The sequence below is a fragment of the Sinorhizobium saheli genome (genome assembly GCF_001651875.1).
GTDB classification, from domain to species: domain Bacteria; phylum Pseudomonadota; class Alphaproteobacteria; order Rhizobiales; family Rhizobiaceae; genus Sinorhizobium; species Sinorhizobium saheli.
In genome coordinates this window covers 43,335-57,325 of the sequence record NZ_LNQB01000089.1, presented here as the reverse complement: position 1 = coordinate 57,325, position 13,991 = coordinate 43,335, and the positions used below count along the sequence as shown (strand labels likewise).

12 protein-coding genes are annotated in these 13,991 nt (G+C 58.1%); 1 reads left to right on the top strand and 11 read right to left on the bottom strand.

Annotated features, from left to right (window positions below):
* Positions 1 to 389: 389 nt before the first annotated feature.
* Positions 390 to 1,403: a LysR family transcriptional regulator gene (locus ATB98_RS22800; protein ID WP_066877765.1), complete on the bottom strand. Its 1,014-nt coding sequence runs from the start codon at positions 1,401 to 1,403 to the stop codon at positions 390 to 392.
* Between the two features lie 1,109 nt (positions 1,404 to 2,512).
* Between ATB98_RS22800 and ATB98_RS22795 the strand changes: the two genes are divergently transcribed.
* On the top strand, positions 2,513 to 3,484 hold the full coding sequence (locus ATB98_RS22795) for a LysR family transcriptional regulator (protein ID WP_066877764.1): 972 nt from the start codon (positions 2,513 to 2,515) through the stop codon (positions 3,482 to 3,484).
* Between the two features lie 62 nt (positions 3,485 to 3,546).
* On the opposite strand, the gene ATB98_RS22790 is transcribed toward ATB98_RS22795, so the two are convergent.
* The 10 genes from ATB98_RS22790 to nifK all read right to left on the bottom strand — a co-directional run bounded on the left by ATB98_RS22790 (position 3,547) and on the right by nifK (position 13,968).
* Positions 3,547 to 5,061: a tryptophan halogenase family protein gene (locus ATB98_RS22790; RefSeq protein WP_066877763.1), complete on the bottom strand. Its 1,515-nt coding sequence runs from the start codon at positions 5,059 to 5,061 to the stop codon at positions 3,547 to 3,549.
* A 54-nt stretch (positions 5,062 to 5,115) separates the two neighbouring features.
* Entirely contained in the window at positions 5,116 to 5,499 is a 384-nt protein-coding gene (locus tag ATB98_RS29170; RefSeq protein WP_153435545.1) for a hypothetical protein, read from the bottom strand.
* Between the two features lie 142 nt (positions 5,500 to 5,641).
* Positions 5,642 to 6,127: a NifX-associated nitrogen fixation protein gene (locus tag ATB98_RS22785; RefSeq protein ID WP_066877907.1), complete on the bottom strand. Its 486-nt coding sequence runs from the start codon at positions 6,125 to 6,127 to the stop codon at positions 5,642 to 5,644.
* 123 nt (positions 6,128 to 6,250) lie between these two features.
* Positions 6,251 to 6,538, bottom strand: a complete 288-nt coding sequence (locus tag ATB98_RS28230; protein WP_234781995.1) for an exopolysaccharide production repressor protein — start codon at positions 6,536 to 6,538, stop codon at positions 6,251 to 6,253.
* Positions 6,510 to 6,827 (bottom strand): ferredoxin III, nif-specific, encoded by a 318-nt coding sequence (fdxB, locus tag ATB98_RS22780; protein ID WP_066877761.1) that lies wholly within the window; start codon positions 6,825 to 6,827, stop codon positions 6,510 to 6,512. Before fdxB ends, ATB98_RS28230 begins: the two co-directional genes overlap by 29 nt.
* A 1,697-nt stretch (positions 6,828 to 8,524) precedes the next feature.
* Positions 8,525 to 9,013 carry a NifX-associated nitrogen fixation protein gene (locus ATB98_RS22775; RefSeq protein ID WP_066877759.1) on the bottom strand — a complete coding sequence of 163 codons (489 nt, stop codon included), beginning with the start codon at positions 9,011 to 9,013 and terminating at the stop codon, positions 8,525 to 8,527.
* A 4-nt stretch (positions 9,014 to 9,017) separates the two neighbouring features.
* Positions 9,018 to 9,500, bottom strand: coding sequence for a nitrogen fixation protein NifX (gene nifX, locus ATB98_RS22770; protein WP_066877757.1), 483 nt, complete (start codon positions 9,498 to 9,500; stop codon positions 9,018 to 9,020).
* A complete protein-coding gene (gene nifN / locus ATB98_RS22765; RefSeq protein WP_066877756.1) occupies positions 9,497 to 10,903 on the bottom strand; it encodes a nitrogenase iron-molybdenum cofactor biosynthesis protein NifN in 1,407 nt (468 codons plus the stop codon). Before nifN ends, nifX begins: the two co-directional genes overlap by 4 nt.
* A 9-nt stretch (positions 10,904 to 10,912) precedes the next feature.
* Positions 10,913 to 12,373: a nitrogenase iron-molybdenum cofactor biosynthesis protein NifE gene (nifE, locus tag ATB98_RS22760; RefSeq protein ID WP_066877896.1), complete on the bottom strand. Its 1,461-nt coding sequence runs from the start codon at positions 12,371 to 12,373 to the stop codon at positions 10,913 to 10,915.
* A gap of 53 nt (positions 12,374 to 12,426) precedes the next feature.
* Complete coding sequence (gene nifK, locus ATB98_RS22755; protein ID WP_066877755.1) at positions 12,427 to 13,968, bottom strand: nitrogenase molybdenum-iron protein subunit beta; 1,542 nt, start codon at positions 13,966 to 13,968, stop codon at positions 12,427 to 12,429.
* Positions 13,969 to 13,991: the final 23 nt, after the last annotated feature.

Here is a 13,991-nt window from a genome sequence, read left to right as displayed (position 1 = left end):
CCTCATAGCAGAGTCGTTTGCCGAGAGCCGGTCGCTCGTCGCTCTTGACCACGATGGGATCGAGATGAGCGAGGTGCAATGGCTGGTCGCCGCGCTCTTCCCGGGCTTAAGGGCAGCGTTCGCAGAAAACTCGACGCCGATGCATCGCTGGCAGTGCCCGCGTGCGGCGCGGCATGATTCAGTCGCTTGGCGCTTTCGCCGCAGAAGGACGGCGCCCTTGCCGCTGGTTCCAAGAACGCACCGCCGGCGGCCGCAAAACCATTTGCAAGACGATGACCGTGGCGCTTGCCCGCAAGCTGGGGATTGCGCTCTGGCGTCTCGCCACCGCCGGCGAGGTAATGCGGCCGGTTTCCTGAGCGATGCGCCCGCGCCGAAATGCACGAACCCCATCATTCAGTCTCCTCCCCAATTGATTTGGCGTCCGGCGCGTTCCGGCCAGGCCGCGCTGCCGCAGCGATTTCGTGGCGGAGCCAATGATATTTCGGGTCACGATGCGAACGCTCGTGCCAGATCAACGCAACCTCATATGGCGTCAGTTGCACGGGAGGATCGACAACCGCGAGCGGCAGCATGGTGGCGATCCGGGTCGCGACACGATGCGGTACGAGTAAGACCAGATCGGTCGCCGCAATGACTACAGCCGCCGTCAGCACGTTGGAGACCACGATCGGATGACGGTCCGATAGCCCCAGCTCGAACAGCCCGTCATAGACTTGACCGAAGCGATCATTGGAGTCTGATACGATGGAGGCGTGGCGCAACTCAGCGAAGCTTTCTGTGCTCCACTCTTGCTCTAGCACCGGGTGGTCGTGGCGTAGCAGGCAGGTGAAGTGGTCCGCGTAAAGCTTGCGCCGCAAGAAGCCCGGCGGTGCGGCTCCGATCTGCCCGACGGCTAAATCGATCTCACCTTGCTCAAGCCGCCGCAGTGCGCAGCCCAAGAGCGGGTTGGTAACAATGTCGAGATGAGGCGCGCACTCGTGCAGACGCGGCAATAGACGCGGCAGCAAAATTAGCGCTTGGTGATCGGGCATCGCGATTGTTGCCTTCCAGCGCATGTCTCTTGGGGTTGAGCTGCAATTCACCATCTCCCGGACCGCCTTCAATACAGACGGCAGCATTTTGGCCAGGCGTTCGGCCTGCGGCGTCGGGACCAAGCCGCGCGAGCCGCGAACCAAAAGATCGTCGTTGAACATGCCACGCAGTCTTGACAACGCTCGGCTCATTGCCGGTTGACTTCGGCCGACGTGTTGGGCCGCGTGCGTGATGTTTCGGTACTGCAATAGCGCTTCGAGTTCCACCAGCAGGTTCAGGTCGATTGATGCCAGGCTCGGCATCCGCCGTTGCTGTGCGGCGTCACTGTCAACGATGATCGAATGTGACCCCTTCCAAACGGAGTGATCCATGATTTCTCTCCTCGGAGAATAATGTTCTCGGGCCACACCCTTGGCCGTTGTGAGAGGGGTCAAGAAAACCTTCCTCTGCCTTTCGTACGGTTACGAACTGCGGGTCGGTTGGACGCACTTAGGCTATGGCGATGCGTTCAAGCGTCCGGCCCGGTATGGCCATTGCGCGGGCGTCCACACTCCAAACTTGAGTTTAAGCTCAAGCCGCAAAACAGCATGCCCGAGATATGCCCCACTTATATTCGTTCCCTGATCTCACTTCATTGGACGCCCGGATTGCCAATCATGTTCCCTCTGCCACAGTGCCTCTTGGGCTGCCGTGTGTCTGAATTTCCACCTTTGCCTGCGATTTGCGAACGCTTTCTAGTCGAATTCCGCGAGAGTGGGGAAATTGAGTTTTCGCATGGCTTTCATCCATGCCATGGATACATTCGTTGTCATGCTCTGATCTACTATGCTCGCTCAACTACAGGCACGCAGCGCGCAACAGCCCCTCACCTCCGACGCTCAGGACCTGCGTCGCGCCAGCGGGCTTATTATGAGCCCTGTGCCAGCGCTGTTTCGCGGCATTTCCGTGCAAAGAGTTCCTCAACCATATCCGAAGCGCATGTTAGGATTTGCAGTTTGCATGGCAAGGGAACGCCGGCAAGCACTAGGATCTCCTTCCATTCATTTACCGGAGAGAGATCCCACCGATGCATTCACGAAGTTGCAGCCCGGTGCCACGTCCAACAAAGATGATGCGATTTAGCAGTGCACTGTGGGACGCGCAAATGGCGGCGGCGTGCTCTGCCGCCGAGCTGACGCACCAAGGCGGCCATACGCTGGACCTGAGGCGCGGGTGCCTAGCCAGCCACGCAATGGTATTGCCGTAAAAATGATCGATGCGATCAGCTGCGATCAAAGTGACGCGGCCATGTTGCGGTCGATGCGCCCATTCGCGCGAGATGTCTAAGACACGCCATGTTGGGTGCTACTAAGCGCCTCATGTCTGTTTCGTGGTTGCATAGAGACCCGTGACTGGCCCCGAGTGCCGTGGCGGACGGCGTCATTTCGGCAATAGAGTTACTTTTGGATGTCAATGATCCGCACTGTGGACACGTCAAAGCATGCGTTTTAAGGGCCTTGATCTCAACCTCCTCGTTGCGCTCGATGCTCTGATGACTAAACGAAGCGTCACCGCAGCGGCACGTAGCGTTAACCTCAGTCAGCCGGCGATGAGTTCTGCCCTCGCGCGGCTACGCATCTATTTCGGCGATGACCTGTTTACAATGCAGGGCCGCAAATTCATCCCAACTCCGCGTGCCAAAGCCCTTGCCCCCGCGGTCCGCGATGTCCTGCTCCATATTCAGTTTTCCATTATTTCATGCGACATGTTCAACCCTGCCATGTCGGAGCGACGTTTCAGAATCATCGTGTCCGATTTCGTGACACTTGTTTTCTTTGAAAAGATCGTAGAGCGTGTGGTTCGGGAAGCTCCAGCCGTCGCCTTCGAATTGATGTTTCCCGATGATGAACCCAATGAGCTACTCGGGCGCGGTGAAGTCGATTTCCTAATCCTTCCTGAACAGTTCTTGTCTAACGCGCATCCCCAAGCAAGACTATTCGATGAGACGCTCGTCTGCGTGGGCTGCCCCACGAACAAACGACTGCCACAGCAGCTTTCCCTCGAAAAATACCTGTCGATGGGGCATGTTGCAGCCAAGTTCGGGCGTGCGCTGAAGCCCTCCATCGAAGACTGGTTTTTGCTCGAGCACGGTCTAAAGAGGCGCATCGAGGTCGTCGCGCCCGGCTTCAGCTTGATCCCGCCGCTGCTGTTAGGGACCGAGCGTATAGCGACCATACCCTTGCGGCTCGCCCGTCATTTCGCAAAGACAATTCCCTTACGGATCGTCGAGCTCCCGCTGCCACTTCCAGTATTTACCATGGCTGTCCAGTGGCCAGCCCATCACAACAGAGATCAGGCAAGCATATGGATGCAAGAGATTCTGCTACAGGAGGCCGGCCGCATGACTGCTCCGACTAAGGCCGCCGGACGTCCAAGACCGGGCGGGTTTGACAATGCATTTCATCAGACTTGAACAGTTCTCATGGTGTGCTACGTGTCGCCGCTTGCTAGCGGGGCCCCCTCTCGCCATTGCACTTAGTGTACCCATCCACTCCGTGGTCGGATCGTCGACATCGCTCCTTCCAGCAGATCGGGATGGTCCTCGCATTGCCATTCCAAGGGGAGCTGGCTGAGCTCTGCACGCGCCGCCGCCGCCGGCACCACCCCCAGAGGGGCCGCCACCGATATCCAATCGATCTGATGGAATAGGCTTTGCCACCCGCTTCCGACGTAGGGTTCGATATCGATATGGCGGGGTGTGCGTTTTTGAAAGCAGGCCCTTAGCTCGGCATAACTCTTCGGTAAATCGGCCTCACTGAGATCTCGCCAGAAAGGCGTGTCGTTCCTTTTCGAATCATAATGCAGGCGCAGGAAGTCCCGAACGCCTGTCCAACTCTTTGCGTTCGCGCTGTTGAAAGCCTCAATCGCATGAGCTGGCACGATTCCGCCTCCGTTGGTGAGAGTGCGTTCCAAATTCCTCAATTGCTCGAAGGTGTGGGCGGCAAGCGCGGCCCCCAGGGGCTCGACGAAACCGGTAGCCGTTCCGAGTGCTACGAGGTTGTTGACCCAGACGGTTTCGAAATAGCCTTGATCGAACGAAAGCTCATGTTTTCGCTGGACACCGTATCCAAAGCGGTGCTGGACCTCCGCCATCACCATCGAATCGTCTGCATGTCTGCTACTGAACACACAGCCGGCGCTGGTGGTGCGATTCAATGGAACCTCCCAGGTCCATCCGGCTGTCATGGCGGTCGAACGGGTCAGGGATCGAAGCGAAGATTCTTTCGGCTGAAGATCAAAGGTTATTGCTCGGTCTGTTGGCAATACACTTGCGAATGAACGCCAACCGGGCTTAAAGGCACTGCCGAGACCCATTCTTGCCAACCCTGAGGCGTCGACGGCAAAGTCGACCTTGAATTGCTCGCCCTGAAGCTGTAAGGCGCACACATGGCCTCGATCATCAAGCCTAATCCAACATTCTTTGGCGGCGTATGAAGTGACCCCACGTGCCAGGCCAACCCGCTTCAGGTATCGCTCGAAATCGGCATCATCGAAATGGTAGGACAGGTAGAGACCGGACTCGCCGGTCGCGACCAACTCGTCTATTTCCTGCTGCGATGCATTCCTCGCGATCGCCTTAAACCCGGGGATGCACGTGTGAAGGTCCTGTCCCATCGCGATCCTCGCGGACAGCCGAGGGAAGAAGCCGTTGACGCGATATTCGAGCCCCGGAATGCCTCGTCCGCCGAACAAGTGATAATAGCGGTCTGGAACTCCCCTGCCCAGCCAATTGTCATAGAGCACACCATGCTTATAGTTGGCACCGGCTTCACCGATGAAAACGTCCAAATCGAGATCATTACGACACAACGTGTCAATGAGGTTAGGCGAGCCCCCCTCCCCCAGGCCAAGTGGAAATACCGCCGGAGCCTCTATGACGGTGACATCCACATCTGAGCCGAAAACACGGGCCAACGTAATCGCCGCAAGCCAGCCAACAATTCCCCCGCCGATAATTCCTACCCGCTTTGCGTTCGTCAAATCAATCATTCACGTTACCGTCGTAATTTTCCGATTGTGTTGGCAAAGCCGCGTTCTTCTCGGTCAACCTTGGCCCATGCGGCTGGCTCCGGGGCGAACGCTACGCTTTGGCTTTGTGTAACGACGAAGGGAATTACGCGCGGTTGAAAAGACCAAAATGTTCAGCCCTTTGAACATTTGTGCGAACACGGCCAGACAGACCAGAAGGAAGAGACTTCCGATATAAGCTATCTGAAGGAGCAGCGAATAGGCGAGTGTCTTAGCAAATAAGCTGCGAATGGGATGCGAGATAACATGCATGGCCAGAGTATTGGCGCACAGAAGCAAGCAAAAGATTCGCGGAGAGTTTCTGAAGGGCACGCGGTTTTCCTGGTTCTTGATCTGTTTGGCACTTCGGCAGCATCTCCCGAGCAATAGCTGCAAACGTTTTGCCGAGGCGACGGCCATGATTTCGCTTCAGTCGGTCGCAAAAGCCTGGCATGGTCGTGCGATACCATCTTTGCAATTACAACACGCAACTGCAGCTTTCGAACCGTCGTCCTGATGTCTTCAGGCTCTGGCGTGATATTTGCCCTCGAACGTAGGTTCATTAGGCCCGTGCCACATCCGGATAAGCCTCGATAACTCGGGCCGCATCGTTGACCAGCTTCGCGCCCGTTTTGGCGAGTTTGCGGAGAGTACTGAAGCCAAACCGGTGAACGTCACGCAGGGTTTTCGACAGAACGACTAGCCGTCTGGTCGTAAAAAGCACGCGCCCGAAACCCTCATGGTTGATTTCCATGGTCCGCGATATCAGCAGGCCGGAGCGCTCCTCGACAGAGACACCGACGGCCCGGTAAAACATGTCGAGCCGCCACAGAACGCCCGGATCGGGATCGCCTATGATTGGAATCGCACAGCGCTTTTCCTCGGGGACGGTAAAGTAGGCGAGCAGGTCAGCGTCGCACTTCTCCTTCCACGACCCGTAGCAATCCTGGCCGCGGATTAACCGCACCAGGCACTTGATAAAAGGAGTGGCAACGGCTTTGTTGTCGCCAAGAACCGGGATAACAGTGGGATCAGATAGTGTTGCCATCGTTCCAGTCCTCATTCTTCACGCACCTTTGCTCTATCTCTCCATTGTTCCTCGGGCACGGCCCCATGCTAGCCCGAGATAACCGTCCCCCAATCATGCAAAATGCATTTCCAGCCATGCGCACTAGGAATAGTCAGAGTCAGACGTTCTCTTTCCGGTCCTTTCGACAGCTCTGCGATTGCACTTAGCTCGCCAAACCAGAATAAGTACACTTCCGAAGTAGGCAACTTGAAGAAGCAGCGAAGTACCCAACGTGGAAATGATCACTCTGGGGACCGAATGCGAGACGAAGTAGACCGTTAGAGCGTTGGCGCACACGACCAATTGCAGGACGCGACAAAATATTCTGAAGCGCAACGCCGCTCCCGGTTCGTCCGTCAGATTAAGCAACAATCTTGTCAGCCGCGACATGGGTTTGGCAGTTCTTCGGGCAGACGCGGGCGCAGGCTCCGCAGCCGATGCAGCGGCCGGCGTAGTCGACAATCATGATCATACGATTGAGCTCGCCATCGAAGTCGTCGTCCTCGCCATCGCAGATACCAAGGATTTCACCCAGTTCGTTAATGCCGTGCAGGTGCATGACCTCGCGCGAGCAGACCTTGAAGCAGCGGCCGCAACCAATGCAGGTCATGGCATCAATCGCCGTCAGATATTCCGGGATCCATCTCGAGCCATCGCGGGTAAAGAAATGAATTGTCATCGTAAGTTCTCCAACGCAGGCTCTCTCTCGGCAGCGGCCAACCGCAAAAAACGTCAATGTCTTCCAGGATCGGACATAATCTCATCCATCAAAACGGTCCCGTCCGCCGGCAACCCTGTCCAGCTTATCGGGGGCGGTCTGCTGATCATTGGTGGGCCCTTGAAAAAACGTGCCGAGGCATCTTCGAGCCTCGTCCTTTGGAACGGTCGCGGCAGCGGGACCGGTGGGCATGGGGAGGAGTGGCCCCGCTGCCTGACGTCGGCCCCCCCGGGAGAACGGGAGGACCGGAAGGTTTTTCATCGCGTGGGTCGACCTTCGCCCGCGCCACGCCGGGATACCCATGGATGGGGGTAATTGCATTGTCGACCAGTTTCGCCCCGGTCTCCGGCGAGCTTCCGAAGCCTCTCGAAGCCCAACCGGTGGGCGTCGGTGAATACGGCCAGGTCCGGGCATCCCGAAGCCCTCGTGCCTCCTCATCATAGTCCGCGAAGCCACCCGCCGGTGCGCGCATCGCGGGCGCGACGGCGATGTAGCAAGGGTCGGAACCGCCGACGATCGTGGTCGCAGGGTGCTGCCGCCCAGTCCTGCGCCTTCGAGTCCAGGATGAGGTGGCTTGAGTCGATCCTCCTGTCGCGGCCGACGATATGCATCCTCGGTCCAAGGGCGACAAGGGCGGTGAGCGTACTTGGGGGTGATGGTGCACGTGCCCATGCGCTCCTTGCAGCAGCATGCGATCTGACGCAGACCTACCATGTCACTTTCCTTCGTTGATACGTACTGATTGGCAGCTTTCGCCGCCTCTCAAAGGAATGTCTTCAAGACTCGTGCCAGTTGGCTGCGGGAGCTAAAAAGGAGTTTGTTGCTGCTTTTCAGTCCTTTTTTCAGAGGCAAACAAGAGTTTGGTAAACGAGCTTGTGTCGCTGAACCGACAAACTGTCGATGCGACTGTTTGGATCGCTACACATTGCTCCTCGCCGGCAGGTCGGTGCCGATAACAATGCTTTCGCAACCAACTTCATCTTCCGATTTACGAGTTCGGTCTTGATCTTTCGGCGATATTCCGTCTTTTGAAGGAGGCTAAGGCAGGGCGCGCATCGCAGCCCTATCGTATACTCGCCCGCCCCGCGAAACGCGTGCAGCCGCCGACTGCAACCAAAACCTGGGCGTAAATTCGCCGCGTAAAGACTTGGAGGGCGGTGAGGGTGGAAACCGCTCGTTGAAAAAACGCTCGCCGTGAACAGTTCGTAGGTCTTGCTGAGCCTAGGATGCAGTTGACGTGGAACGGTCGTGAATGACCGCTCCTGTCTGGAGAGGCCGCCTGCCTGATTCCAGAATCCACCCAAACGAAAGTTCAACGCGCATTGCGTTAGGTGTTCGTAATTTGAGGCCCCCTAACGTTGGTTTGCGGGAAACCAACGTTATGCCCTCATGCGCACAGCACAGAAAACTTTCCAAAATCTGACATGACCTCACCCGTCCAAACCCGGTGCCGTCCAATGTTGTTGTTGAGCTCCTAGCTTATCCGGGCGATCTGCTGGTCATCGGTGGGGCATCACAGCACCTAGGCATGTGTTGGCGCCTCAGGTTCGGTGCAGTGAGGGCAGCGGGACCGGGAGTAATGGGGAGATCAGCCCCGCTGCCCACGTCGGCCCTCGAGGGGCGTGAGGGTCGACGATTCATTATTGCCGAATCGACCGTCAGGCCCGCGCCACTTCGGGATAGGCTTCGATGGCGGCGATCGCATCGTCCACTAGCTTTGCACCGGCCTCGGCGAGCTTAGGAAGCGTCGCGAAGCCAAATCGGTGGACGTCGCGCACTGTTTTCGAAAATACGACCAGCCGCCCGGTCGTGAGAAGCACTCGTCCAAAGCCCTCATGGCTGATCATCATAGCCGGCGACGCCGCCAAACCGGTGCGCGCTTCGATTGTAAGCCCGACGGCGGTGTAAAAGATATTGAGCCTCAACATCATGTCCGGATCGGGATCGCCGATGATCGGGATTTGACGGCGCTGCTCTTCGGTGACGATGTAGTTGGCCAGCAGCTCCACGTCCGACGCGCCGTCCTGCCGCCCATAGGCATCCTGAGCGCGGATCAGCCGCGTGAGGCATCTGACGAAAGGGGTGGCAAGGGCCGCCTCGTGCTCGTTGACAGCAGGCGTGCCCCCAGCGGCCGACACTTTTTTCATGACATCAGTCCTCGTCCTCGAAAGATTTCTTTTCGGCGATGCCTGCTTGCGCCAGCGCCTTGCGCAGCCACGGCGGAGGAGCCGTCTTAAGCATTTTCTGGGTTCGCGAAAGTACGTCTTGAATAGGTTCGGGGTGCCCCACCTTTATCGGATGGATTTTCGCCGATACGACCTTGGCTGCGGAAGGTCCGCCGATAGCCACACAAAAGAGGAGGTGACAGCCTCTCAACGCGTTTACCTTCGGTGTGATCCGGTCATCGCCCTCGATCCGATGCTTCCCCGTCTCGTCGGACACGTCATCGAAGCTCACTGCTTCCACGAAATCCCAGCCGTCGCGCATCACGTCGTAGATTGCAAAGTGCTTGGCCGATCCGAAATGGGCATTAAGCGCTTTCATATCCTGCGTCGCAATCGCGATGCGCAATGCGCCGGGATGCCGCGGGTGAATCTCGTCAGCGACGAGCGAGAGGCGACGAACGGAATTCATCCGGCATTTCTCCGCTTCCGCAGTGCATCAACTATCTCGGGCGACGGCGTGTGTTGGTTGGCCTGGAAGATGTTTGCCGCCTCGAAAATCAGATCGCGCGTGCCCCGATACAGAATCGTGAGCTTGTGCTGGCTGCCGAGACGGTCAAATGCCGGGAAGCCGACGCGCAGGAGAGGAATGCCGAGGCGCTCCGCCGCCTGGCGTCCGTGCGAATGGGTGACGAGAAGATCAGCGCCGCCGGCTAGATCTTCGAAATCGCCGAGATCGCCGATCTGGATCGATTCGGCCGGCACTTTCTCAAGAATTTCTGACGCACCGGTAGTGGTAACGGCCGCCACCATCTCGGCGCCAAGCCCGGTGAAGAAGGTGGCGAACTGGTAAAGCTGGTCCGGCTCGGCGGCGATCGCGATCTTCTTGCCGGCGAAATGGAAGTGTCCGTCGAGCATCGCGTCCTGCAGCTGTGAGCGGCAACGGTGGATTTTCGCCGGCGCCGACACGCCGGAAATTTCGGAAAGAAGCGAGACGAACCGGTCGACGTTCTTCAATCCCGTTAGCGACTGGAATAGGATGTAAGGCACACCCGTCAGCTTCTGCAGCAGTTCAGCTGGGCGCCGCATATGCTCTCCGACTCCGATGCATTGCACCGCCGTGCCCAACTCCTGGATGTCCTCAACGCTGGTGCCGCCATAGGTGACAGGCATCCAGCGGTCGGGCACCGTTCCGTCAAGCGAGCCCGAAACGTCCGGAAGGATCACCGGCTTGAGCCCGAAACTTTCCACCATCTCGCGCAAATGCTCGATATCAGCGACAGTGAGATGCCAGCCGGGCAAGATCGCGACTTTCTTCCGCTTCCACGGCTGCTCGCGAGGCTTTGTACTCCTCTCGATCACTCTTGCCCGTTTTGAGCGAGGCGCCTGCTGGCCGGGCCGGGTAATCCGCTCGATCATTGCGGCGACGGCCTTGGCCCATCCCTCCTCGAGGGCGCCATCGAAATCCGGCGTGTTTGCCAGCACTATTTCCGCGCCAAGTTCCTCCGCGCGCATCGTTTCGATGTTGGCGATTTGCCTTGCGAAATCTTCAGAACGGGTTTCCGCTAGGGCCGTCGTGCAGATCCCGATCAGCCGCGGGTTCGCGCGTTCCTTCAAATTGAGAATCGCCTCTTCCAGATGGCCTGCCCCGCCCACGACTGTTGCCAATTCGTCCATCGCCGTAGTCTGCAGAGGAACCGTTTCCTTGAAATGGCGAACGCATAGAACCAACGCGAAGCTGGTGCAGCCTTGGCTGCCGTGGAACAGCGGAACCGCACCCTCCACGCCGAGAAAGGCTAGCGCGGCGCCCAGCGGCTGGGAGGACTTGAGCGGATTGACCGTTGCTGATTTGGTTTGGGGATAGACGTGGACCATTGGCTTTCCTCAACACTCAGCGAAGGGCGCGACACTCGCAGTCTCTGTGTGCGTGTACGTGCTCGGTCGTTCCTCCGCAGCAGGATCGACTTCCCATGGTGCCGGCTCCCGCACTTCGGACCAGATAGGGTTGTGAATGGCGAGGTCGATCTGGCGTACGAGTTCCACCATGCCGTCATAGCCGGCATAGGGATGGTGGCGTTCCTGGTTAATATCAAGCCAAGGTGTCTTTGCCTTCAACGCGATGAACTGGGTGCGCCCGCCTGACAGCATGATGTCGGCCTTGTGCTCTGAGAGCATGGTGTACAGCTCTCGGGGCGCCATCGACTCGAACATGTGGTGCTCGTCGTTCAGCACCTGCTTGATGCGCTCCTTATCTTCGACCGTCGATTTCTTGACTGAGGTGCCAACGATCTCCATGCCGATCTCCATCAACGCATGCACAAGCGACCAGGACTTCACGCCGCCGCTGTTGATGAGCACCCGCTTGCCTTCGAGCCGCGGGCGGTATGCCTCTAGCCTTTTCCACGCAATCGCTTCCTCCTCTGCAATGAGTGTGTCGGTGCGATCGAGGATCTGTGCATCGGCACCTCTCTTTACGAGCAGCTCCGCAATCCGCCGGAGAGCTTCCGAGGTGGCGGTGATGCCGTAGAAGGACCCCTCGAAAAAGGGGATCTGCCAACGCTCTTCCATTTTCCGGGCAAGGTTGATGAGTGCCGTCGAGCACACCAACATGGCTGCGCGTGCGCGGTGAGAGCAGGCAACATCTCGGTAGCGCGCGTCGCCGGGGATGCAGGCACGAATACGGACGCCAAGCCGGTCCAAGAGTGGCTTCACCAACCAGAACTCGCCAGACAGATTGAACTCTCCAAGGATATTGATGTCGTAAGGGCCGACGTCATCAGGCTCCACCGTGCCGATGACGTGATCGAGCAAAGCCTCGCCGGCGAGCTTGTTGCCTAGGTTCTTTGAACCAACGAAGCCCGGCGCATTGATCGGCACCACCGGTAAGCCGAACTTTTCCGCCGCGCGCTTACAGACGGCCCGGATGTCGTCACCGATGAGTTCGGTCACGCAGGTTGCATAGACAAAGATCGCAGGCGGCGCGTACGCTTCCTTGATCTGGCGCAGCGCGTGGAACAGCCTCCGCTCGCTCTGCCCCATGATGATGTCGAGTTCGGTTAGATCAGTGGTGAAGCTGGTGCGCCACAGCGTGGGACCGGACGACGCCGTACCTCGGTTGTCCCAGGAATTGCCTTCGCAGGCGAGCGGTCCATGAACTAGATGCGCGACGTCGGTGATCGGCTGCAGCACTACCTTGGCGCCATCGAAAGCGCAGCCGCCGGCTGTCGCACCGGGGGTCAGCGGTTTCGAACAGCCCTTCTTGCGGGCGCCGGCATCCTTCCTGCCATTTTTCTCGCAGGCAGGTTCGACAAAGATATCCTGAATTTTGGCACTGAGCGAGGACATTTCGTTGACCTCCAACATTTTACGAGCGGGCCGATCTTTGCCGGCAGCGGCATTCAGCGAGTGAGGTCATAAGAATAATCCGTCACACCAATCTGCATCGACTCGCGATCAAGTTTGTCGAAGATCTTGTCGAGGATCGTGGTTAGGACGCGCAGCCCGCCCTGGTAGCCCATGAGGGGAAACCGATGGTGGTGGTGCCTATCGAAGATCGGAAACATCAGCCGGACGAGTGGTGTGCCGGTATCGCGCTCGAGATACTTGCCATAGGAATTGCCGATTAGCAGGTCTACAGGCTCGGTGAAGAGTAGCGATCGCATTGCCCACAGATCCTTTCCAGGCCAAACTTGGGCATCCTTACCGAAGGGAGAAGATGCAAGGAGCTCCTTCATCTCGGCTTCCCAGGCGGACGTGCCGTTGGTGGCGAGGCAGTGGATCGGTTCGCCGCCGGTCTCCATGATGAATCGGGCCACGGCGTAGACGAAGTCAGGGTCACCGTAGATTGCGTATTTCTTACCGTGCAGCCAGGATTGGCTGTCCGCCATGGCGTCGATCAGCCGGCCGCGTTCCAGGCGTATTGTCTCGGGAATTTCCTTACCGGAAATCTCCGACACCTTCATCAGGAACTCGTCGGTTGCCTCGACCCCGAGCGGATAGTGGAAGGAGGCGGTAGCCTGTTCGACCTCGCGGCAATACTCGAGCGTCTTTCGCGTATTGTAGTGCTGCAGCGACAGCGTCGCCTCGGCATTGAGTGCGGCCCTCACGTCCTTGATCCTCGTGCCGCCGTCGTACATGCGGAATTCGCCATCCGACGGCGTATCGAACTGATCGGAGGCATCCTGGATGAAGGTGTAGGACACGTCCATAAGGTTGAGCAGGCGCTTCAGCTCGCGATTGTTCCCGACGCAAAAGCCGTCGAAACCCGGGATGATGTTAATCGTGCCTGCCGCTTTCGTACGCTCCTTGCCTTTCCAGAAGTGCTCTAGGATGCCTTTGACCATGGCGTCATAGCCGTCGACGTGGCTGCCGACGAAGGCAGGCGTATGAGCGAATGGCACGTCGAATTCGAGGGGGACCGAGCCTTCGTCCTTGGCATTCTCAATGAAACCATGCAGATCGTCACCAATGACTTCCGCCATACAGGTGGTAGAGACGGCAATCATCTTCGGGTCGTAGAGCGCGTAAGTATTGGCGAGCCCATCGACCATGTTCTTCAGGCCGCCGAACACTGCCGCGTCCTCGGTCATGGAGGATGAGACTGCCGATGAGGGCTCCTTGAAATGCCGCGACAGGTGCGAACGGTAATAAGCAACGCATCCCTGGCTGCCATGTACAAAGGACATGGTCCGCTCGAATCCCGCGGCGGCGAATACCGCGCCCAGCGGCTGGCAGGCTTTGGCTGGGTTCACCACGAGCGCTTCGCGGGCAAGATTCTTTTCGCGATATTCCCAGGTCTTGGTGTATTCACCTTGATCAGTGACGATCTGATCGGAGTGAGGACATTCGAAATTAAGCTTCTTCTCCGCTAGCATCTGCCTGTATTCCGGCTCGCGGAACAGGGGAGCATGGTCAAGAATCTTTTCGGCCGATTGCGGCATATTGGTCACCCTTTTTCATCTGG